The organism is Prevotella sp. 20925_1_30 (assembly GCF_041433025.1).
Classification (GTDB): domain Bacteria; phylum Bacteroidota; class Bacteroidia; order Bacteroidales; family Bacteroidaceae; genus Prevotella; species Prevotella vespertina.
This window is the reverse complement of sequence record NZ_JAPWAR010000012.1, coordinates 1-22420: the sequence shown is the minus strand read 5'-3', so window position 1 is coordinate 22420 and position 22420 is coordinate 1. Positions and strand designations below refer to the sequence as shown.

Here is a 22420-nt window from a genome sequence, read left to right as displayed (position 1 = left end):
GCGGCATTTTCTATTTGTTTGTTATTATGTTTTTGTATGTTTCTTGTTTATTCGCTTTTACCTTGTTCTAATATCCGAAGATTTCTTCTGTAGTAACCTTCTTGATAGGTGCAATCTTCTCAAGCCCCTTCATATCAAGCTCTTTCTCATCACCAAGAATGATGTACTTAAACGGCTTATTAGCTACATACTTCTTCTCAAAGTCGATTACATCTTTCAGTTGTAGTGCTGGAAGAGCTTTGTAAATAACTTCGCCTAACGAGGTGTCAAGTCCTAATCGTTGTGCTGCAAGGTAAGAAGTGAGGATAGAGTACTTTGTGGTACGTGCAGACGCCAAGCTCTTCATCAAACTTTGTTTTGCTAGATCGAAACCTGCTTGACGCACTGGCATATCATCAAGGAGCTTGTTAAACTCGTGTACACAATCCATCATCTTATCGTTTTGTGTAATAATATAGGTGTAGAAACTCTCCTTATCACCTAAACGATAAGGTGTATCATATTGTGCATAGGCAGAGTAAGCAAGTCCACGTGCTTCGCGCAACTCTTGGAAGACGATAGCATTCATGCTACCACCGAAGTATTCATTGAAGAGAGCAATGATTGGGGCACGTTCAGGTGTCCAATCTTGATTCTCGTTATGAAGCTGTACCATATAGATATTCTTTGCCTCATAAGGAGCAATAATCACCTCATTCTTTGGTGTTGTCTGTTCTACGTAACGTTTAGCAGCAGGAACTTCTGCAAACTTCTTAGGTGATTGAATGGTTTTACTAATAAGTTCATCAATCGCCTTTATACTTGATGGTCCATAATAGAGAACTGTCTGCTTATAGTTCTTCAACCCTTTCAGCATATTTAGTAGTTCTTGTGGATTCATTGCTCTAAGAGCTTGTTCACTAAGAATATTACGGGTTGGGTTGTATTCTCCATACGTTGCATAGTTTCTCAGCGCAGCAAAGTTCTGTTGCTGATTAGCTTTATTATCGCTGCGTGATTTCAGAACCTGTTCAACATAGAGGTTATAAGCCTGCTTATCCACCTTTGCATTATTAAGTAAATCATTTAATAAGGCAAGAGCTTGTGGCATATTTGAATTTAAGCCATTAAGCGTGATATAGGTGCGCTCATTCTTCTCAGAGATACTATAGTCGCATGCTAACTTATAGAACTGTTGTTTGATCTGTTCGTTTGTGAGCTTATTAGTTCCAAGATACTCAAGATATTCAGCTGCATAAGCGAGCTTAGGATCGTGTTCGTCACCGAAAGGAAGAACAAAGCAGAGCGTGAAGAGATCGTTAGATGTGTCCTGCTTATAAAGGATAGGTAAGCCCTTCTTTGTTGTCGCCTTTGTCAGGTCACGCTTATAATCAACAAACTGAGGTTGAATAGGAGTAGCCTTTGTGTTTACAATCTCCTCCAAGAACGCACTATGTTTATCGTTGTTTGTAGGGATAGGAGTGATGGCTGGCTTTTCCACCTTCTTAATAGTAGTGTCATTACCTTGCTCTTTGTAAACACAGGCGAAGTCATTACCAAAGAAGTGGTTAGCGAACCTAACGATGTCAGTCTTTGTTAGTTTAGATATACGACTAATCTTTTCTACTTCCTGTTTCCAGTTCTTATGATTGATGAATGCATCAACAAATTGCTTTGCTCGGAACTGGTTGTTATCGAGCTGTGTGTAATAATGTCTTTTATAGTTGTTGATGATAGAAGGAAGTAAATCGTCAGAGAATTGTCCTTTCTTTAACTTCTCAATCTCATCTAATGCCAAACTACGAACTTCTGGTAATGTTTGTCCTTTCTTAGATTGACCATAGAGATAGAATACAGAGTAATCGTTCATATCAGCAACGCCCGCACCGACCTCTTGTACCTTCATCTTTTGATTAAGGTCTAAGTCGAATAAACCAGCTTTGCCATTCGATAGTAACTCTCCAATTACTTCTAGGGTATCAATCTGTTGAGAGTTACTAGCATCTGCACGCCAACCCATGAAGAACATAGGAGCTTCCTTACCTATAACAGTTGTGTCGATAGGCGCTGTGATTGCTGGTTGAGCAGCATATTGTGGTACATCTATATGTGCACTTGGTTTCCAATTACCGAAATACTTATCAATAGTTGCTACTGTCTCGTCCGGATTCAAGTCGCCAGATAAACAGATAGCAATATTGTTAGGAACATAATACTTGTGGAAGTAATTCTTAATATTGACAATAGAAGGGTTCTTTAAGTGCTCTCCAAGTCCAATCGTTGTTTGTGTACCATAAGGATGTGTAGGGAATAACTTTGCAAATAAAGCTGCATACATCTTGCGCCAGTCACTTGCCAGTCCAATGTTATACTCCTCGTACACAGCTTCAAGCTCTGTGTGGAATCCACGGATTACCATGTTCTGGAATCTGTCACCTTCTATCTTTGCCCATGTGTCAATCTCATTTGAAGGGATATTTTCAACATAACAAGTGACATCATTCGATGTGTATGCATTTGTCCCAGAACTTCCAATAGCAGTCATCATCTTATCGTACTCGTTAGGAATATTATAACGAGCAGCTAGTTGGGAGATGGAATCAATTTGATGATACCACTTCTTGCGTGCTACTGGATCAGTGATGTGACGATATTGTTCGAATCGCGCTTCAATAGAGTCTAGGTAAGGACGTTCTGCTTCGGCGTTAGATGTGCCGAAGTGGGTAGTTCCTTTGAACATAAGGTGTTCCAAGTAATGAGCCAAACCAGTTGTCTCCTTTGGGTCATTACGTGACCCTGTTCGAACGGCAATGTAAGTTTGCACACGAGGTTTCTCCTTGTTTACTGATAAGTAAATCTTCAGTCCGTTCTTCAGCGTATAGATACGCGTTTGCATGGGGTCATTTGGCACACTCTCGTAGTTATAACGCTGTGCATGTCCCGCAAGGGTTGTTAGTAGAAGCATTGCTCCCACACAAATCCCCTTCATGTAGATTTGATTAAGGAAATACTTTCTCATACCATAATAGTTTAGTTGTTGAATATAAGGTTGGTTATCAATTCTCAAAGTCAATCTCATGATCAAGGCTATTGACGAAGGACTCAAATACTTCTGGCTCCACATCGCCCATATCAAACTCCTTCTGAGCATCTTTCCTAATCTCGGCAATCCATGCACGACGTGCCTCCACGTAGTCTTTCTTAATGCGTTCATCGTCTTCTGCAGTAATCTCCTTGATTCCATAATATTCAAGAATCATGCGATAAGTCCATGCCCATTGATATACTCGATAGTTCTCGTTGATTTCCATAAAGCGTTCAATAACATCTTGTATGGTCTCAAGCGTACCATCCTTAATATCACTGATAAGACGCATCTCTTCTGATTCAGGAAGTAATAAGCCTGATAAGTCATTCCATTTACCTGTACCGACTTCAGTCTCTGGTTTACCAAAGAAGCCCCACTTATGTGCACGCTTGAGCACTGCACCCATGTAGATGCGCAAGGCTATATCGTAGTATTTGATACCCTTACGCAGGCTGGAAGCATTGATGGTGTATTCGTGATAGTTGTATGCTGATACGTTATCACCACTCGCTTGACGCAGACTTTCCAATATCTTCTTTCCTCTTAATATCTCACCAACAGAGAAAGGTGACAGCCAATCGAAGTTGACAATACTCTTCTGTGACTGTTGCGGACGCATATCACGTTTAGGCCACTTGCGTATGTCACGATAAAGTCCTACCGTTGTTATGTTACGACCAGGCACAAGGAACATCTTGTCGGCCTCTGCAATAAGATACGAGAAGGGGAGAGCTGTTGTGTTAGGGTGGTGCATTAACTTACCAAAGCATACCGAGAATGTTCCTATCGTAGCTGGCATTAACAGGTAGCTACCACTGGCATTTTTCGTACCACGTTCCAATATTCCCCAGTGCATTGGTCCCATCTTATACGCATGGTTAGAGAAGTTGGTTCCTGATCCTGCATTATAGAAGGAGAACATACCGCCGATGAGTAGTGAGCTCTTGTGATGTGACGCACAGAAAGGACCGCAGAAGGCAGCACAAGCCTCGCCGTTTGCCATGAATGAATTAGCAAAGAATACACTTTGTGAGGCGGTGAAACCATTAGCTATCTGGCAAGCCTCACCAACAAAACAATCTTGCATCTTTACGCTATTCACAATACTAGAACCATCTGATATAATCGAGTTCTCACAGATGACACCAGTACCAATGAACACACTAGCATTCTCTGAACTAAGTATTGTGCAATCACTCAATCGGCTAGCACCTGATATCTCGCAATCATCTTGGATAACCGTGTTTGTTATCTCACGTGTATTGATGATCTTCACGTTATTACCGATGGTTCCGCGGTCAGGATTGGTGCGTGCTATCTCTTCCGAAACGAGCCTACGTATTGCATTCTTGAGGTCTTTATCATTGAAGTGCTTAACCATGAATGCAGCAAACTGGCTGTTTAAGTCATGGAATAGGATAACGTTTCCATCACCAACCTCATTGAGCACAGCAATTAGATTGCCTTCTCCGTAAGTTGCTCCCTCTGTTGTCTCCATAACAGAGACATTTGAGATAATGCAGTCGTCACCAATGGTGTAATTATTGATATAATTCCCTATCTTTTCTATTAAACAGTTATCACCTACCGTGACATTGCGTAGGGTGGCATCGTTAATGCCCGAGTGCTTAACGAAATCCTTTGCTATTTCTATATCCTTCTGGCATTTTCCCAATCGGATATCACCATAAAACATCACACGATGAAAGAACTTTGCTTGAAAGTCTTCCTCTGCGACCTTCACACGAGTCCAATCCTCTGCCCAGCAGCTATTCTTCTCTAGAAGGTCTATCTCTTCAGGTGTTAGGGAACGATATTGCATATTCTTTTGTTTTAGTTGTTGTTATCAGCCTTATTAGCCTTACTAGCCCAATTAGCCTTATTATCCCAATTTATCTTATTAGTCCGATTAGCCTAATTAGGTCAATTAGCCCAATAATCATTATTCTTCTTCGATGTTATAAAGGAAGTCATTGTAGGGATACTTCTGCACATGCAACTCACGCACCTTCTTGTAAAGCACGTCCCGGAACTCGTCTATATTCTCCTTATTCTTAGCTGAGATGAACAGACATTGCTCCTGTTCCTTAGCCATCCAGGTTTTCTTGAGCTCATCCAAGGTGATATTCTCTTTGGTTGCTGGCGTGAGGTCGTCCTCTTCCTTTTCTATCCAATGATAGTTATCAATCTTATTGAAGATAATCATAGAGGGCTTATCAGCACATCCTAATTCGGTGAGCGTTTGGTTTACAACCTGTATCTGCTCTTCGAAATCAGGGTGAGAAATATCCACAACATGTAAAAGTAAGTCGGCTTCTCTCACCTCATCAAGCGTCGATTTAAACGAATCAACCAAGTCTGTGGGGAGTTTGCGGATGAATCCTACGGTATCGGCAAGCAGGAAGGGAAGATTCTCTACAACAACTTTACGCACGGTTGTGTCTAAGGTTGCAAAGAGCTTATTCTCAGCAAACACCTCACTCTTGGCAAGCAGATTCATAGTTGTTGACTTGCCCACATTCGTATAACCGACTAGTGCTACACGAATCAGACGCCCACGGTTCTTACGTTGGGTTGTCTTCTGTTTATCTATTTCGGCTAATCGCTGCTTTAAGAGGGACATTCGCTGAAGGATGATACGGCGGTCCATCTCCAACTGAGTCTCACCAGGACCACGCAAACCTACTGACCCCTTACCACCGCCAGAACCAGAGCCGCCACCTTGACGCTCCAAGTGTGTCCATAGGCGTTGTAGGCGAGGTAACATATAGCGATATTGTGCCAATTCTACCTGTGTCTTCGCATTGGCTGTTTGCGCACGCATAGCGAAGATATCGAGAATGAGTGAGGTGCGATCTAGTATCTTTACGCCGAGTTCCTGCTCGATATTGCGCATCTGCTTGGCTGATAGCTCATCGTCAAAGATAACCATACCAATAGGCTCATCATCGTCCTCTTTCTGCTTGATATATTCTTTGATTTCTTCGAGCTTACCTTTACCAACGTAGGTAACAGCACTCGGACCATTCACTCTCTGTGTGAATCGTTTAACGGTAACAGCGCCTGCGGTATCAGCAAGGAACTCTAGTTCGTCAAGATACTCCTTCGTCTTGGCTTCGTCTTGCTCCTTTGTGATGAGTCCCACTAATATAGCAGTCTCTGTTTTTACTTCAGATATGATAAATTCTTTCATTCAGTATGCTTCTCTTATAATATATTGGTAGTGTGCGTAATAGCATAACTTTGGTTAGCTTTCTCTTACACCTTCTGCTACATGGCAAAGGTACTTATAAATTCTGAAAAATACTAATCATAGCCTCCGTTTTTATGTCCTTTAAGAATCAAGACAATAATGTTCGTGCTCTTAAGGGATATTGCGTCGTGAAAACACCTTCCTATCTCCGCATCATTTATACCTAATATATTTACATTTCCATCTATACTAATTCAAATCCTTTTGAACCCTGTTTGCGCTCTTTGTCTAATAGGTTCCCACATTCTTTCTCTCTTGTCTCCTATTCTTTACTCATGTGTCTTGTGTTTTTTCCTTCCGTATCTTTTGTTATTTTCACCATGGTGAAACTATTTCGTCACCACGGTGAAACTTATTCGTCACCATGGTGAAACTATTTCGTCACCACGGTGAAACTAAATTTATACACGTGTGTAACTGATGCGCAACACGTTAGAAGGAAATGTGGAACGGGTAATAAATAATGCTGGAACAGGTGCTAAATCATGTTGAAATGGGTAGTAGATGATTCGCAAATGGGTGAGAATGATTAGACAGCCCTATTGTGTAACAGTCTGCAAAGTAGGTTCTTTCGTAGCAGGAAGTACCTATTGTATGTTCCAGAGGTCAATGATTTTCTCTTTTGACACGCTTTCTACCTTTCGCTCAATGTCATCAGGTAGATTGCAAAAGAAGTCTATACCCGTGAGTTGTTCAAGCTCACTGATGTTGACAACATAGGGTACAAGCGAGCGGTCATTGTTACTCTTGTGCTCAAACCAGAAGCCGATAGCCTTGTACTCCCACTTATCTTTTCCGTACACCTTATACTTCATCAGGGCAGCTGAGAAGAAGTATTTGGGGACGATGACGTTACTTCTCATCGTCATGAATTGTCCTGCCTTATCAATCGTACCACCGCGACAGATGAAGAGTGTGTCTTTGGATCCGTTGGCAGCAGTGATATAGGTTCTCATCTTACTTTCCATCGTTTCCCAAACTCCAGCGTTGAAGCCATGGACCTGAGGTTGCATATTACTAAGATAGAAAGTCTGGTCATTCGATTCCCTTGAGTATTTCCTGTCTTCCGAGGGACAGATGTGCCCATGGTCGTAGCCAGAGCCGTAGATAGGGTCGTAAGTATAATAGGCATTTGCGGGGAAGAGCGGGTCAAAGGGGTATTGATTTGGGTCGGTGTATGGCTTCCTTGGTACGTTCTTCTCAGCGTTTTTCGCATAAATCTCGTAGCAAGTCCATCGGTTTGACTTCTTTACGATATCCCATTCCACGCTGTAATTCACTTCACCCGTATTCAGTTCGTGTGTGAGAACAATACTGCTTCCGCCCTTTAGCCTTGGAAATTCAAGGCGATGTGTTGCTAGTCGGATATCCTTTATATTTGAGTTTGTGTTATTAACGATGGTCTCTTTCTGTCCTGTGGAGGATGAGCCGCTATCGTCTTTGCTACATGAAGAACATATAGTTAAGGTGAGTAAGGTAAGGGTGAAAATGCCCTTGCTGACTAGTTTCTTGTTCATTGTGTCGGGTTGTGTGCTTGTTTTGTTAGAGGATGCTAGTTTTTCTTGAATACAAAAGTGCGAGCAAACGTATATGCAACTACGTTTGTTCGCACTTTATATGTCTTTAAATCGAAAGATATTTATCGATTACTTCTTCAACTTACCGTAACGGCTCATGAAGCGGTCTACGCGACCTGCTGTATCGACAAGTTTGCTCTTACCTGTATAGAATGGGTGAGAGGTACTTGAGATTTCGACTTTTACCACTGGGTAAGTTTCGCCTTCAAACTCTACTGTCTCTGTAGTCTTGCATGTAGATTTTGAAAGGAACATATCGCCGTTGGACATATCTTTGAATACGACGGGGCGATAGTTTTCTGGATGAATACCTTGTTTCATTTTGTTATTATCTAATTGTTAATAATGTAACTCGTCTTTGTTCTTCTCCTATGAATAAACTAGGAGACTACACTCAACAGGGTGCAAAATTACGAATAATTCTGCACCCTGCCAAATATTTCATATTGTTTTTTACTTTACCTCTACGTTGCTAATCTCCCATGTACCAGCAGTTGTTGCTGTGCTGGTATAGTGGAAACCAATATAAACAGTTGGTTGACCTGCATAAGCTGAGAGGTCACAAGTAGCATCGATGAACTTCCAATCGTTACCTGTTGGATAAGCTGAAACAGCTACGTCATGCCATGTTGTGCCATCTGTTGATACTTGTACCTTAAACTCGTTGGCTGCATTGGCAAAGAATTTAGCTGCGTGCTTGAAAGAAAGTGTAGCAGTAGTCCTACCTGCTAGGCTAAAGGCTGGAGATACGAGACGGCTCTCAGAAGCATAGTTATCACTACCTTTGTGTGCAGAAGCCTTCATATACTTGTTCTTTGCGTCATGTTTCCAAACGAATGTGAGTTCTGAAGGGAGGGTGATATTATTGATCGTGAAATTGTCTTCGCCTGTTGCAAATGTTGCAGCGAGTGCTACACCTGATGGTTGTGGGGTTGCAGAGCCACCAATAGTTATAATCTTGCTACCCTTATCTATCTCCATGATAGTCTGTCCCTGCTTGTTAGTAAAAGCTTTGAGATTACCCTTAACAACAACTGTTTGACCAACCTGCAAATCGGTCTTAGCTGCGAAGTCAGCACCATTTACACCCTTACCAGAGAATACTTGAAGAGTCTTATCGGTTCCATTATCAGAGATATAATATGATAAACTCTTATGGTTCTGATCGTAGAAAGTTACAGCAGAGATAATACCCTTTACATAAGCCTCTCCGTTTGTAGTCTGCCCTGCCTGTATCTTCTGTACTGCTTCTGCAACCGTCCAAGCGGTAGCCTCTGTATTGAGATCAGTGGTTGGTTGTGGGGTAGGAGTGACATTAGGCTCTTCGAATGTCATGTTATATGGCGATGGTACATCCTCGCAACTGGTGAAAACTGTGGCAGAGATAGCCAATGCCATCATTGAATAAATAATCTTTTTCATCTTGTGTATTGTTACTTTACTTGTTAATTAATTGAGATAATCTTACTACGCTGGTCAACCTCTGGCGTACCATTATAGTCTTTCAACTTACCGAGGATAACGACTGTCTTTCCAACAGCGAGTTGTGGAGCTGTTGCGGTAGTGAACTTAGCACCATTCAACCAATAGCCACGGAATACCATGAGGTGATTGTTGGTTGTACCGTCATTTGATATGTAATATTCAGCATTACCATAATTACCAGTATCAACGCTGTTGACTAAGGATATCTTACCTTTTATATAGCACTCTGTAGCATCAGCATGACCAGAAGCAATGTAAGCTAAGGCACGGGTTACATCAATAGGATTAGCAAGAGTGCCATCACCTGTACCAGGAAGTCCTGCAAATGGATCTATGCGTTCAGCGGGCTTGATATCGTCCAAAGAGCGAATGATAATTTCCCACTGGTTGTTGAAACGCTTGATGATACCAGTGATGTCTACTTTACCAGTTGGAACCTTAGCATTCGCAAAGTCAGCAAAGTTACTGTTATATACAATTACCTTTCTTCCGTCCTGCTCATTCAATGTCCAACTAACGCTACCCGCACCGCCATTCGCATCAGCGAAGGTATCTTTCACCTTTGCGTTGTTGCTACTCTTGAAACTAACGTTACGGATTACACCGAGCTTACCTCCGTCTGTATCGAGATTCCAAGTTGTAGGAGTTGAACCTGTTGCAAAGAGGGTAGGCTCAACTTTATGTCCTGTTGAAAGAATCTTGTAGTGCTGATCCCATGTCGCACGACCGATTCGTCCAATGACATCTGCACCTGTCGCATTCTTCGATGGTACACCAATCTGTGCTTGTTTACCATAGTTACCGACATAGAGATCCTTCAAGCTAACCAAGACTTCTGTACCAACAGGTAATGCTCCATAGAGTCCGCCTTGTGCTACACTAACAATGATAGCACCCGTCGCATCCTGTAAAGCTAGTTCTTGATAAACGTTACCTTGTACATCAGAACTGGTTACGATTGCCTTAATCTTAATATCATCATCAACTTTAGCATAGCTACGACCATCTCGGAAGTCGGTAGCAATGTAAGTTGCAAAGTTATTCTTCAGTTGTGCAATAGTGATGACATTTGTTTCTGTCAGTTCATTATTGCCATAAGGGGCTGGTGCATTCTCGTCAGGCTCAGTATAACCATCGTTCATACAAGAAGCAAAGAGAGCGCAGGCAGCAGCCATCATTAAATATTTAAATCTCATCATAATTGTTCCTATTCTTTAGTTTTAGAATTTATATGCAACGTTCAACATACCATTGATACCATTTACATAGTATTTCTTTGGATTGCGATAGAAGTCGTAAGCACGTGTTGTTGCTGCGCCAGTAGCTCTATTGATTGTATAGTTACTGCGGCTCTGCTCATAACCACCACTAACAATCTTTTGGTTGTTGAGGAGGTTTGTAATCATCAAATTGATAGATAGGCTACCATGTGGCAAATAGATGCTCTTACCAATAGATGCATCGAGCATAAATCCGCCTTTACCCTCACTTTGTGCGTATGGAGTATAGTTACCATCAGCATCCATACCACCAAGAGCTGTACCCATTGTGCGAAGTGTGCTACCATAACTGAGACTAGGAGCGTATGAGAGATAGATTCTATCATAGTAGTTGCCACTCAAGTCGATGAACCAACCTGCCTTGTGGAAGCTAAGGATACCACTATATACACTCAGAGGAGTGTTTGCCTCGTGCATACCCTTGTTGTAAACAACATCCTTATTATATGTACTCTTTGTAGAGTTCATGTAAATAGCATCAGCATTATTGATGTTTTTAGCCTCGCTCCATGTTCCAAGTGCCTTAAAGTTTAAGAAGCTATTAATCTTAAAGTCGAGTCCTAACTCAACACCATAATAATTTTTCTTTATGTTAGTCATGCTAACATAAGTAAATGAGTTAGCATCGTCAAAGTAGAAGTTTTGCCATTCTGTTACATGTGTCATGTGGTTATAATAACCGCTAAGGTTTGCATGTAACCAACTGCCAGAATACTGATAACTTAATTCGCTTGAGAAGATTCGCTCGTTACGTAGGTTGAGAATAAAGTCGTTGTTCATCTCTGGAGAGGCAAAAGCATTGCTTGCATTTGGTGCTCTATGTTCATAGCCTAAGCCGAGAGAAAGTGCATTCCCACCACCAAGAGTAAGTGTAGCACTAGACTTTAATCCACCAGAAACGAAGTCTGCATGTTTGCTCTTACCATATGAGTTATCTGCAAACATACCATTGCGCATATGACCAGTACGATACATGTTGTCATAAGCTAATCGCCCAGCTACCATATAATTCAGTTTGCCGAGAGTTTCATTGTAACTAGCCCATAGTTGACCACGACGTACGTTGATGTTATAGTCATAACCAAACTTATCGCCTTCATAAACAAGACTGCCCAAGCCTCTTGTTCCCATTGTGTTGAGGTCGTATTGGATACGAGGATCATTAGCAGCGTATGTTCCGATAGCGTAAGTATTCACGTTATGGAAACTCTTAGCACCTAATAGGTCTTCCATTGTCTGATAATGACGAGCAAAGTTCTGACCAAGTGAGAATCCAACATTTAAAACCTTATTCTTAGCAATATGGTTTGTGAGTGTTGAAGAAAGGGATGTTGTCAGATTATCAATGTGCTTTGCTTGTAGATAATAGAGCGCATCTTGTCCGTTAATAGCAGCTTGACGGTTTGCATAGTAAAGACGATCCCATTGAATCTGACGATTCTCCTTATTGCCCCACCATGCAACAGCAGTCTTCCAATCAGCGTATGCCTGTGATGTACGATAGCGTACATCGCTCTCATTCCATACATCAAAGTAACTACTTGGAAGGTTCTTCCAATAATCTGGCTGTGGGTTGTCACTATTGTTGTAATTTAGCTTTGTACTCTTATACATTGAGTACTTAGCGAAGAGACTCGTTGTGAGTTTCATCTTCTTATTAATGTCCCAATCCCAAGTAAGGATAGCAGAAGGTGCGAAATCATTTACAACACGGCTGTTACGCTTGCGCCCTTCTTGATAACCCCAATAAGGATTATATTGATAATCATTAGCAAGCCAATATGCTTCATCAGTACTTGCGCCTTGAGAAGCACGCTCGGTTGGATTACCCCATGTAGATAATGCTAATGAATGACCATTATTCCATTTCTTCTGAACACCGAAGAAATAAGATAATGAGTTATAGAATGTGCCTTCAACATAACCACGATTTGCCCAACGATAAGCAACACTTGCTGCGATAGCCCATCCTTTAGCATTGAATCCAGAAGCATAGTTGTACATACCACGGAGGGTGTAATTGCGGTTAGCTGCAGAAAGAGTAATACGATGTCCAGCAGCCATAGATCCTGCACGGAAATCATAGTTGTTACTTCCTGCTAGTCCTGTCATTGAGAAGTTATTACTCTCAAAAGGTAGGGCAAAGTCAACATTACGTGTTTGTTGATTAAGACCACCAACCATAGAGTAGCGGAACTGTCCACTTTCCATGTCATTCATCGGTGCTCCATTGATGTAGATGTCGTTATACTTCTGGCTCAATGCACGATAACGGAAGCGCATTGGAGAGTATAAGAAACCTACTTGAGAAGCATAGACGTTACTATTTGAGTTAAGAATTGTGACATTGTCGTTCATGTCATTGTCTTCACCTAATTGCGCTTCAGTGAATGTAAACGCCGATTCGTCCATAGTGTTGGCTGTTTGTTCCTGCTGGTTCATCTCTGTTTTGGTATTTTGTGCCACCATAACGGATGAACTGCAAAAGGCTAAAACAGCAAGTGTCAGCTTTTTCTGCATAGTTGATTACATTAAAATATGTTATATTTTGTGTGCAAAGTAACGAAATAAATTTTAAAAAGGAAAGGCTTTTTGATTAATTTTTCGGGAATCATGCCTATATGTCGGATAAATTAACGACATTTGCAAAAGTAAAATCCCAGTCTCTTATTGATTAGTTATGGAACAGGGATGTGTGCTGCTGATAACAAACAACAACATTTAATAATAATGAGAAAGTTACTATTTGCTCTTATTGGTACCATTTTCTTTGGTATTTCTACTTCTGCACAGAAGAAGTTTTCTGTTTATGCCGTTGGTTTTTACAATCAAGAGAATCTGTTTGATTGCACCCATGATGAGGGAAAGAACGATTATGATTTCACACCGAATGGTAGTTATCATTGGAATGAGATGAAATATAGCCATAAGTTGCATAACATGTCAACAGTATTGGCGGAGATGGGAACGGATGTTCTACCGAATGTTGGTTGTGCGATGATTGGATTGGCTGAGATTGAGAATGATCATGTAATGCGTGATCTAGTAGCTCAACCTGCTTTGGCTGCTCGTGGTTATAAGTTTGTGCATATAGAAGGTCCTGATCATCGTGGCATTGATTGCGCTTTAATCTATAACCCTAATCTTTTTACTGTTCGCAACACAAAGTTAGTTCCATACGTTTATGATCTTCCGCAGGACAGTACACGTGCAACTCGTGGATTCCTTACTGTTAGTGGAACTTTAGCTGGTGAACATCTGACGGTTGTCGTTTGTCACCTTCCTAGTCGTGGAGCTGGTTCTTATTATCGAGAATTAGGTGCGAAGCAGGTAAAAGTGTTGAAAGACTCATTACTTCTTGATGATCCACAGGTAAAAGTATTAGTAATGGGTGATATGAATGATGATCCAACGAATAAGAGTATCCATGAGTGTCTATCTGCGAAAGCTGAAATTAATGAGGTTGGTGCTGATGATATGTATAATCCATGGTATAATCTCTTAGTAAAGGAGGGAACAGGAACCTTGCAATATCAAGGTAAGTGGAATCTCTTTGATCAGATTATCATGACGCCTAATCTATTAAATAAGGATGGTAAAAAGGATTTCTCTCAGTTGAAGTTCTGGAAGAATCAGATCTTCCGTCGGGATTATCTCTTCCAGGAAACTGGTAAATATAAAGGAAATACAAAGCGTACTACGGCTGGTGGTGTTTGGTTGGATGGTTATTCTGATCACTTGCCAGTGGTAACTTATTTTGTTAAGCAGCAGCAGTAGTAGAGGGTTATTAGGCTAATAAGGCTAATAGGGCTAATAAGGCTAATTAGCTTAATTTGATAATAATAAGACAATGGAAATAGAAACTCATCCTTTTGAGCCATGGTTACCAAGTAATGCGAAGCTATTGCTGTTAGGAACCTTCCCTCCAGCCCCAAAGCGGTGGTGTATGGAATGGTATTATCCTAATTACACGAATGATATGTGGCGCATATTTGGTTATATATTCTTTGGTGATAAGCAGTATTTTGTAGATGAGGAAAACAAAACTTATAAGCTAGAATTACTGAAAACCTTCCTGAAAGAGAAAGGAATTGCTATCTTCGATACCGCGTTACGTATCCGACGAACGACTGGAACTGCGGCTGATAAGGACTTGGAGATCGTAGAACCAGCCGACCTTGATGGTATGCTTCGTGTTCTTCCAGAGTGTAAAGCGGTACTTGCAGCAGGACAATTAGCTACAAAGGTATTTACAGATCATTATCAAATAGATGCGCGTAAGATGAAGATGGGCGACTATAAGGAGTTTTCATTCGAAGGGCGAACCCTCAAACTCTATCGCGAACCCAGTAGTAGTCGCGCCTATCCGATGAAGGTTGAGAAGAAGTCAGAATATTATGTACAGATGTTGAAGGACATAGGATTATTCAATGAATGATAGTCCGATAATAAAAAAGGAAATAAAATCAAAAAAGATGAAAGATAAGATTACAATCATTGGCATTGCTGGTGGAACTGGCTCGGGAAAGACTACTGTTGTTAAGAAAATTGTTGAGAGCCTCCCTCCTCATTATGTTGCTGTCGTTCCCTTGGATTCTTATTATAATGACACGACGGGGCTTACCGATGAGGAGCGAAAAGCCATCAATTTTGACCATCCTGATGCGTTCGATTGGAAGCTATTGATTAAGCATGTGAATGAATTGCGTGAGGGAAAAGCGGTTGAACAACCCACCTATAGCTACATTCTTAGCAATCGTTTGCCTGAAACCATCCATGTAGAACCCAAACCTGTTATTATCGTTGAGGGGATTATGGCGCTAAGTAATAGGAAGTTGAGAGAGATGATGGACCTCAAAATCTTTGTTGATTGTGACTCTGACGAGCGTTTAATTCGCAATATTCAGCGTGATACTATCGATCGCGGTCGTACTGTTTCTATGGTTGTTGACCGTTATTTGGAGGTGCTTAAACCCATGCACGAGCAGTTTATTGAGCCAACAAAGCGTTATGCTGATTTGATTATCCCACAAGGTGGTGAGAATGTTAAGGGTATCAATATGCTCTGTAAGTACATTGAAGGACTGATGCCTGAACAATAAAAATCGTAGGTTTGTGCTTGAAGTGGCGCATTACTAGATAAAAAAGGATTCATGTTATAGACAATGCATGAATCCTTTTTTGTAAAATAATACTGCTAATTTGGGTGTTTATTTCTGCGTTTTTTTCGAGGAGTTCTAAGCTTGTGTTCAAATACGCTAATTATAGAGCCATTTTTGTATATTTCTTTAATACGCTGATAATCAATATTTTATTGAAATCTAACCTATGATGAGGTTATTCTAATCGTTCTTTTTTAGCAAAAAATACCCTCTTTTCAGCCAAAACGTACCTACTTTCAGCCCAAAACGCACCTATCTTTTTATAAAAACGGAGGTACATTTCACCAAAAACGGAGGTACGTTTTACTCAAAACGTAGGTAGATTTTATCAAAAACGTAGGTAGATTTCTATTTTAAAGGATATTTCTTTGCTTTCAAACGCTAGATTGAAAATTTCGTTTGTAAAATATATTCCAACAAAATGGAGGTTGTGAACAGTTTGTCATAACCTCCTTTTCCTCTTTTTTGGCTATTTCTTTTTGAAGAAACAGACCTATCGGAATCTTAGAAACAAGATTTTAATATTCAATTTTATCCGTCTTTTTATTCCAAATTCGGAATGCCTCGAGCCCTTCCTCACGCATCAAAATCTCTGAAGGCTTCTTGCGATATTGTGGTTTTACTTCTATCTCTTGATAGATAAAATCGTCATCAAAACCTATATCGGCAGCATCTTTTCGGTCATTTGCATAGTAGATTTTATCCAAATGTGCCCAATAAATTGCACCGAGGCACATAGGGCATGGCTCGCAGGAGGTGTAAATTTCGCATCCTGTGAGGTCGAAAGTGCCCAATTTCTCGCAAGCTTTTCGGATAGCCGTTACTTCGGCATGTGCCGTTGGATCGTTATAAATCGTGACGCCATTACTTCCTTCTGCTATAATCTCACCTTCACGTGCAATGACAGCGCCAAAGGGACCACCACCATTGTGCACACTTTCGATGGAAAGCTCTATAGCCTTCCGCATTAATTCTTCTTTTGTCATCGTATTTCTGACCTTGTAATTACTTAATTTTTGGCTAATAACTGTGGATAAATCTTATTGAAAACATCACGCAATAGAGTCTCATTTTCAATGGTTTTGCGTATGATTTCTAAGTTCTTAGCATTCGGTGAAACTGGAATCCATAGTTTGAGATAGCCCGTCCGACTATACTTTTCCTTCATGTGATCGCGGAATCGTTCCCACATTTGTTCCTCATTCTTCTCAGGATAATTCTCAATTCCGTAGAGAATGGCACGTGAGAATACGATTTCTGGCTCTAAATCTCGGTCGGCTTCAGCCACGATTTTCCCATAAATGCTCCTTGGCGTGCGTGAACAACTGGCACGATGATCCTCCACCGCTTCCTTCATTATCTTTAATTGCTCGGGTGAAAACCACTTTTTCAGTCTTACGTCAGCAAGAAGAATCTTACCGCTTGTGATGTGATGGATAGCACGAGGTCCCTCCATTCCTAGGTCGTGATAGGCAGCAATGACATACACCATGTTGACATCGGCGCCTGTTGCGGCGGCTAATGCTAGTGAGTTTTTGATTACTCGCTGCACGTGTCCGAGTCCATGACTCCTTCCGAAAGCGTTGTAACGGGGTAGAATCTGCTGTTCTACAAATGTCATTATTTCGAGATTGGGCTGTTGCATGGGAATTGTTTGTATTTAAAAAATGAAGAAATGGGGTGAGATTGAGGGAGAACGGCTAATGGGGCTGATGCAATATTATGAAATAAGCACCACGATTGTGGTTAGTATTCCATAGATTAGGATATTCCGAGCCGTGAGAGCCAGTACTTTATTTAGTTCCCGCCCTTGCTTGATTTGCACCATATACCGCTGTGTTTTGGTGTGCAAGAAGATATAAGGGATATAGATAATCAGCGGAATTACGTAGGCTTTCCACCCATTGTTATCGGGGCTAATGCGTCCTTGTATGGTGAAAATGATAGCGAGTAAACCTAAAAAGTTATAGAGTTTTTCTGCTTTCCTTGCTCCGATTCTCACAATTAGAGTCATCTTTCCGCTTTTCTTGTCGTTGTCTCTATCCCGATAGTTATTGACGATTAGGAGTGTATCAATAACCAATCCACAAGCAATGCTTGTCATAATTACCTCAGGATAAACGCCTTGTAACGTGGAAGGAAGGATGACATAAGTGGTAAAGGTGACTGGAATGATACCGAAAAATACCAATACAAGTACATCTCCCAAGCCTAGATAGGAAAAAAAGGTGGTGTATAAGAAGGCGAAAAGTACGCAGGCTGCACCAACAAGAACCATTTGCCATCCGCCATAAAATACGAGAGGAAGCCCAACGAGACTAGCGAGCAGAGAGGTAATGACTAATCCTTTGCGCATAGCTGGCAGTGTGATCCATCCTTCCGTACAGGCACGTTTAGGACCAAGACGCGTCTCTTTGTCGTCACTTCCCTTTACGCAATCGAAATAATCATTGATGAAATTAGAGTCAATCTGCATTAAAAAGGCAAAAAGGAAACAGAGTAGGGCGGGGAGGAAACGGAAGTTTTCAGCTCCACCAACCTTCCAAGCCCATGCTGTTCCTATCATTACAGGGACAATCGCACCCGTCAATGTCTTTGGACGAGCTGCAAGAATCCATGCAGATAGACTATTAGTTTTTATGTTGTCACGTTCTGAAATCATTTATTATAATGATGGTAAAGTCCTGATGAAGCTTGTTTAGTTAAAGAAGTTCCAACTAATACCGAATTTTAGAATACGTGGATTCAATGGATAATGCGGTGTGAAAAGATAATTTCCACCACTTCCCTCATTGAGATGCGTGAACATTATGAAGAAACGTGTGTGCTGTAATTGGAAGTTTGCATAAGCATCCAAGAGCGGATAATTACCAATCTTAGTCTTACTTGCAGCCGTTTCCTGTATTCCGAATGTGCCCATTCCCGGGATATATTCTGGAGCATAATAACTTGTGAAGTAGCGCATATCAACACCCAAGTCACATTTTAGCACACGTGCAATCTTGAATCGGATGAACAGATTACTATAAGCATTGAAAGTCGGTACTGGTAAAATGTCTTCCTTACTTGACTTTTGCAATGTCAGTACATTCTGCCAGTTGAGTATGCCTAGTTGAAAGTCCTGTTGCAGTTGTAAGGTAAGCAAACTAATAGGACTACTTGCTTGTCTAACATTCACATTGTTGTGTTGTACGAGATAGTTGTCTCCACTTCTAACACGATCATTCTGAAGTCCGAAGTAGGTGTAGTTCTTTAAAACATCATAGCCAACACGTACTTTTGTGCGTGTCCGTTGTAGTGACAATTCACCTAATATGCGTGAATGAATCTGCTGATCAAGGTTGTTATTCCACCAATAATGCTTGCCATAGAACTGCTCCATATAGAAAGAAGGAGCCGAACGATGCAAGAAAGCCGTAGCGGCTAATTGTACTGTATCGCCGAATAAGGGGAATCCAACATCTGCGTGACCATCAAGATGGAATTGTCCGGCACGAGTTCCTACCAGCCATGCCTCTGCACTGATGTCGTAATGGAGAGTCTTGCCTTGAGCCTTGAGGAGTTGTCCTCCTACAGAAATATCATGTTGATTCCATTTCTGTGAACCATTGATGAAAGCCGTGGCAGGCGGAGTAGCTGCTGTAATTGTAGGTAATTCATAATGTCTTAACTCATAAGATACAAAAGCTTTCAATCCTGCCTTTGCCCATTTATTGAATCCTTCGAGCAATGCTACCGCAAATGTATTCTTAAAAGACCAATGCTTTGTTCGGTCGTAAATAGAATCATTCGCAGTTGTTCCATAGTTAAAGTAATTCTGCGCATAGTAATCTGTTGGGGTTTCATAAGCCTGATAGATGCGTCGATAATTATCGAATCTAGCTGTATGAATAAAACTCGTCACAGGGACATATTCTTCCTTCATCCATTGAGAAGTAGAGTCTTTTGCTGCCTTATCAGCCTTATTCAATCTTGCCATCTGGGCGGAATCTTCTAGGTTTACCACCTCACGATTTCCCATTTTAAGACTATCAGCTTTATGATTAACCTGCGCAACATCGCCCGCAATGACGGCATTATCAGGGCGTCCAGAGGAACGTTGTTCCTTGTCGTATGCTTCCTCATCAAAGGTATCACCATTTGCTTTTGCTATTCGGCGCGCCTTTTCCTTCGCTTTTGCCTCTGCTTGAGCCTGTTGTGATTTGAGGGCAAACTTCTTTGCCTTAATCTCTTCCTCGGTCATAGGTATCTTGCGGAAGAATCCCAGACTATAGCGATGGTTGAAGAAGATATGCTGGTTATCATTTCTATTCCAGTTTTGTTTTAGGACTGTAGGAATTTCATCTTCATTGTATGAATCATTGAAAGACTCTGGATGAGTGATATAGGCATCGTTTGTGATACCACCATTCTCAGTTACCTTCTGATGATTGAGAGAAAGGAGTAGATGAGCTTGATAACGTTCGCCTAAATAGCTTCCCCACATCGAATAATTGAAGTGGGACGTACTTTGATTGCTATAATATCCACGACCATAGAGGTAATCAAACTTGAATCCGAAACCCCATTCTTTGCCAGCATTAACAGCAAAGAGTGCCTTAAAACGATCTTCTCCGTTGGTTCTATTACCAGCGGTATTATAAGATAGAATCGTAATAGGGGAGAGGGTAGAGGTAAATTGAAAGTCTCCTGGTTGCACGATGAACATATCATACGGATCTACGAAGAAGAATTCCGAAGGTAGTTTTCTATCAATAAAGATTCTGTTCTGCCGTGGAGAACCGAGGTTCCCTAGTGTATTGTATTCGCCTCGAAGTCCTGTGCTTAGTCCTCTGTTCATGAACATATAAGATAAGGTATCAGGGATAGCAGGTTTGCGATCACCGAAACGTTCATCTATTGTCCACACCTTCATGCCACGTGGAATCTCCTTATGCTGGCTTTGGATAGAATCGGAACGACCCAAATTGCGGTCTTTTCGGTATCCATCTGCAGCAAATGTGCCATCGTCTATGGGGCGGTAGTCATTGTTCTGTGCCATTGCAACGATTGTTGAAGCAATGGAAAGAACAATTAATAATATGTATTTTCTCATTAACGGATAAAACGAAGGATGCATTCGATAATCTTAAAGACCATCGCAGCAAGGATAATGATAATACCTGTTGTGGTTGATTCGCTTAAGAAGTAAACTGCTACACCCACGATTGCACCAAGCATAAAGATAATGTTTAGTTTCTGGCGAATCGGTAAGAAGCGGTCTTTGGGTTCTTGCCTGTGTAAGCGATGGTCGGGTCTTCGTGCTGTACTATTTTGTATTTCCATTTGTTGGTTATTTGCTTGTTATTAATTAAAAGAGGAATAGTCGTGTTGTTAGCCTTTTATTGTAGGGCTTCACGGAATCCTTGGAAAATACTATCTTTACGGTCGATAGTAGCTTTGCGGAACTTACCAGATACAGGAAGGAGACGCGTCTGTTTCTTATTCATTGAATAGTGGTCAGTAATCCACTTCTCCGCTGTATAATTGGTTACATTTCCCTGAACATCATAACTATATGTGATTCTACTCATACTTAATGTAGCCAATCCATCCTTACATGTTGCTTGTAGCACATAGTTACATTGTGTATAGTCGAGGGATAGAAATGTAGAAGAAAAGATGAGTTTCTCTCGTATTGTTGCGATGATACTGTGCTCATTCTTATTCACCAATGCTACCTTACTACCTTCTAATTGGTTGCTTCCTTCTGTGAGTTTGGTTAGATAAGCGTATGCCTTATCATATAATTCAGATGCTGTTGCACCAGGAACATTAACATCTTCTGTCCATATAACTTGTCCATTTACTTCAGGTACAATGCCTGGTTGAAGATAAATATCATTTGTGTTCTTACTGTCTGCAACTTTATTATTTGCCTTTACTGCTGCTTTATCAGGAGTAGTAGGTACAACCCAAGCATTAGAATTACCCTCTTTCTTTGTTGTGGAATCAGTGGTTGTGCCTTCTTTCTTATTACTCTCCTTATTCGCTTCTTGCCTGATCTTCGCAGCCTCACGTGCTACTCGTTCGGTTTCTGCTTTTGTCTCAGCAATCTTTCGTTGTATGGCTTCAGCGTCTTTTTTTGCTTTCTCTGCTGCTTCAGACTTTGCTTTAGCCGCATTTTGTTTCGCCTTTTCTAAAGCTGCTTTCGCTTCTTCTAATTGGCGTTGCGCCTGTTCCAATTGCTGCTCTGGCGTAAGAGTTGTTTGTGCCATAGCCATCAAAGGAAGGCACATGAATAAGAATATTAGAGTCTTCTTCATATTTCTAAACTTTATCAAGTGTCAAAATGATAAGCAAAGATAAGGAATTATACTTATATAAGGGATGTTTATAAATACTTTTAACGTTTTCTTTCCTCATGCCATAATCGTTCTTTCATGTAAGTTCCCTATGTTGCAATTACGTTTCCTATATATTATAAGGTGTAATTCCCTTCCAAATTCCCTAGCAAACAGTACTATTCACTCCCCTCTCCATTCGGAGAGGGGTTGGGGGTGAGGCTGTAGAGGGGGCGGGGGTGAGGCTTTTTTTTCTTCTTTTCCTTGCTCCTT

At 41.0% G+C, this 22420-nt stretch carries 17 protein-coding genes; 3 read left to right on the top strand and 14 right to left on the bottom strand.

What is annotated here, in order from left to right:
- Positions 1–67 precede the first annotated feature (67 nt).
- From O3603_RS06795 to O3603_RS06760, 8 genes are all read right to left on the bottom strand, one after another.
- The gene (locus tag O3603_RS06795; RefSeq protein WP_371521786.1) at positions 68–2998 is read right to left on the bottom strand and encodes a M16 family metallopeptidase; all 2931 of its coding nucleotides are present in this window, start codon (positions 2996–2998) and stop codon (positions 68–70) included.
- A 37-nt stretch (positions 2999–3035) separates the two neighbouring features.
- Positions 3036–4889, bottom strand: coding sequence for a DUF4954 family protein (locus O3603_RS06790; protein WP_371521704.1), 1854 nt, complete (start codon positions 4887–4889; stop codon positions 3036–3038).
- Between the two features lie 120 nt (positions 4890–5009).
- The gene (gene hflX, locus O3603_RS06785) at positions 5010–6260 is read right to left on the bottom strand and encodes a GTPase HflX (RefSeq protein ID WP_371521702.1); all 1251 of its coding nucleotides are present in this window, start codon (positions 6258–6260) and stop codon (positions 5010–5012) included.
- Between the two features lie 647 nt (positions 6261–6907).
- Positions 6908–7837, bottom strand: a complete 930-nt coding sequence (locus O3603_RS06780) for a DNA/RNA non-specific endonuclease (RefSeq protein WP_371521700.1) — start codon at positions 7835–7837, stop codon at positions 6908–6910.
- A gap of 129 nt (positions 7838–7966) precedes the next feature.
- Positions 7967–8218: a type B 50S ribosomal protein L31 gene (locus O3603_RS06775; protein WP_278567430.1), complete on the bottom strand. Its 252-nt coding sequence runs from the start codon at positions 8216–8218 to the stop codon at positions 7967–7969.
- Positions 8219–8350: 132 nt separating this feature from the next.
- A complete protein-coding gene (locus tag O3603_RS06770; RefSeq protein WP_311454412.1) occupies positions 8351–9319 on the bottom strand; it encodes a choice-of-anchor J domain-containing protein in 969 nt (322 codons plus the stop codon).
- A gap of 23 nt (positions 9320–9342) precedes the next feature.
- Complete coding sequence (locus O3603_RS06765) at positions 9343–10581, bottom strand: DUF5689 domain-containing protein (protein WP_371521697.1); 1239 nt, start codon at positions 10579–10581, stop codon at positions 9343–9345.
- Positions 10582–10602: 21 nt separating this feature from the next.
- Positions 10603–13182 (bottom strand): TonB-dependent receptor, encoded by a 2580-nt coding sequence (locus tag O3603_RS06760; protein ID WP_371521695.1) that lies wholly within the window; start codon positions 13180–13182, stop codon positions 10603–10605.
- Positions 13183–13392: 210 nt separating this feature from the next.
- Between O3603_RS06760 and O3603_RS06755 the strand changes: the two genes are divergently transcribed.
- The 3 genes from O3603_RS06755 (at position 13393) to udk (ending at position 15764) form a co-directional block, all read left to right on the top strand.
- Entirely contained in the window at positions 13393–14439 is a 1047-nt protein-coding gene (locus O3603_RS06755) for an endonuclease/exonuclease/phosphatase family protein (RefSeq protein ID WP_371521693.1), read from the top strand.
- A gap of 73 nt (positions 14440–14512) precedes the next feature.
- Positions 14513–15100 carry a uracil-DNA glycosylase family protein gene (locus O3603_RS06750; RefSeq protein WP_288953786.1) on the top strand — a complete coding sequence of 196 codons (588 nt, stop codon included), beginning with the start codon at positions 14513–14515 and terminating at the stop codon, positions 15098–15100.
- Between the two features lie 37 nt (positions 15101–15137).
- A complete protein-coding gene (gene udk, locus O3603_RS06745) occupies positions 15138–15764 on the top strand; it encodes a uridine kinase (protein ID WP_287315546.1) in 627 nt (208 codons plus the stop codon).
- A gap of 578 nt (positions 15765–16342) precedes the next feature.
- Here the strand turns inward: udk and O3603_RS06740 are convergent.
- The 6 genes from O3603_RS06740 to O3603_RS06715 form a co-directional block, all read right to left on the bottom strand.
- Entirely contained in the window at positions 16343–16810 is a 468-nt protein-coding gene (locus O3603_RS06740; RefSeq protein ID WP_155716418.1) for a nucleoside deaminase, read from the bottom strand.
- A gap of 23 nt (positions 16811–16833) precedes the next feature.
- Complete coding sequence (locus O3603_RS06735; RefSeq protein WP_287315548.1) at positions 16834–17469, bottom strand: HD domain-containing protein; 636 nt, start codon at positions 17467–17469, stop codon at positions 16834–16836.
- 75 nt (positions 17470–17544) lie between these two features.
- Entirely contained in the window at positions 17545–18486 is a 942-nt protein-coding gene (menA, locus tag O3603_RS06730) for a 1,4-dihydroxy-2-naphthoate octaprenyltransferase (protein ID WP_371521690.1), read from the bottom strand.
- A gap of 36 nt (positions 18487–18522) precedes the next feature.
- Positions 18523–20919, bottom strand: coding sequence for a putative porin (locus O3603_RS06725; protein WP_371521688.1), 2397 nt, complete (start codon positions 20917–20919; stop codon positions 18523–18525).
- On the bottom strand, positions 20919–21149 hold the full coding sequence (locus tag O3603_RS06720; protein ID WP_004384480.1) for a hypothetical protein: 231 nt from the start codon (positions 21147–21149) through the stop codon (positions 20919–20921). Before O3603_RS06720 ends, O3603_RS06725 begins: the two co-directional genes overlap by 1 nt.
- 56 nt (positions 21150–21205) lie before the next feature.
- The gene (locus O3603_RS06715) at positions 21206–22129 is read right to left on the bottom strand and encodes a DUF4468 domain-containing protein (protein ID WP_371521686.1); all 924 of its coding nucleotides are present in this window, start codon (positions 22127–22129) and stop codon (positions 21206–21208) included.
- Between the last annotated feature and the right edge of the window lie 291 nt (positions 22130–22420).

Bases quoted from the DNA above. Each gene is read 5' to 3' on its own strand.
- O3603_RS06795 (WP_371521786.1), bottom strand. From the start codon at position 2,998: ATGAGAAAGTATTTCCTTAATCAAATCTACATGAAGGGGATTTGTGTG.
- O3603_RS06790 (WP_371521704.1), bottom strand. From the start codon at position 4,889: ATGCAATATCGTTCCCTAACACCTGAAGAGATAGACCTTCTAGAGAAG.
- hflX (WP_371521702.1), bottom strand. From the start codon at position 6,260: ATGAAAGAATTTATCATATCTGAAGTAAAAACAGAGACTGCTATATTA.
- O3603_RS06780 (WP_371521700.1), bottom strand. From the start codon at position 7,837: ATGAACAAGAAACTAGTCAGCAAGGGCATTTTCACCCTTACCTTACTC.
- O3603_RS06775 (WP_278567430.1), bottom strand. From the start codon at position 8,218: ATGAAACAAGGTATTCATCCAGAAAACTATCGCCCCGTCGTATTCAAA.
- O3603_RS06770 (WP_311454412.1), bottom strand. From the start codon at position 9,319: ATGAAAAAGATTATTTATTCAATGATGGCATTGGCTATCTCTGCCACA.
- O3603_RS06765 (WP_371521697.1), bottom strand. From the start codon at position 10,581: ATGATGAGATTTAAATATTTAATGATGGCTGCTGCCTGCGCTCTCTTT.
- O3603_RS06760 (WP_371521695.1), bottom strand. From the start codon at position 13,182: ATGCAGAAAAAGCTGACACTTGCTGTTTTAGCCTTTTGCAGTTCATCC.
- O3603_RS06755 (WP_371521693.1), top strand. From the start codon at position 13,393: ATGAGAAAGTTACTATTTGCTCTTATTGGTACCATTTTCTTTGGTATT.
- O3603_RS06750 (WP_288953786.1), top strand. From the start codon at position 14,513: ATGGAAATAGAAACTCATCCTTTTGAGCCATGGTTACCAAGTAATGCG.
- udk (WP_287315546.1), top strand. From the start codon at position 15,138: ATGAAAGATAAGATTACAATCATTGGCATTGCTGGTGGAACTGGCTCG.
- O3603_RS06740 (WP_155716418.1), bottom strand. From the start codon at position 16,810: ATGACAAAAGAAGAATTAATGCGGAAGGCTATAGAGCTTTCCATCGAA.
- O3603_RS06735 (WP_287315548.1), bottom strand. From the start codon at position 17,469: ATGCAACAGCCCAATCTCGAAATAATGACATTTGTAGAACAGCAGATT.
- menA (WP_371521690.1), bottom strand. From the start codon at position 18,486: ATGATTTCAGAACGTGACAACATAAAAACTAATAGTCTATCTGCATGG.
- O3603_RS06725 (WP_371521688.1), bottom strand. From the start codon at position 20,919: ATGAGAAAATACATATTATTAATTGTTCTTTCCATTGCTTCAACAATC.
- O3603_RS06720 (WP_004384480.1), bottom strand. From the start codon at position 21,149: ATGGAAATACAAAATAGTACAGCACGAAGACCCGACCATCGCTTACAC.
- O3603_RS06715 (WP_371521686.1), bottom strand. From the start codon at position 22,129: ATGAAGAAGACTCTAATATTCTTATTCATGTGCCTTCCTTTGATGGCT.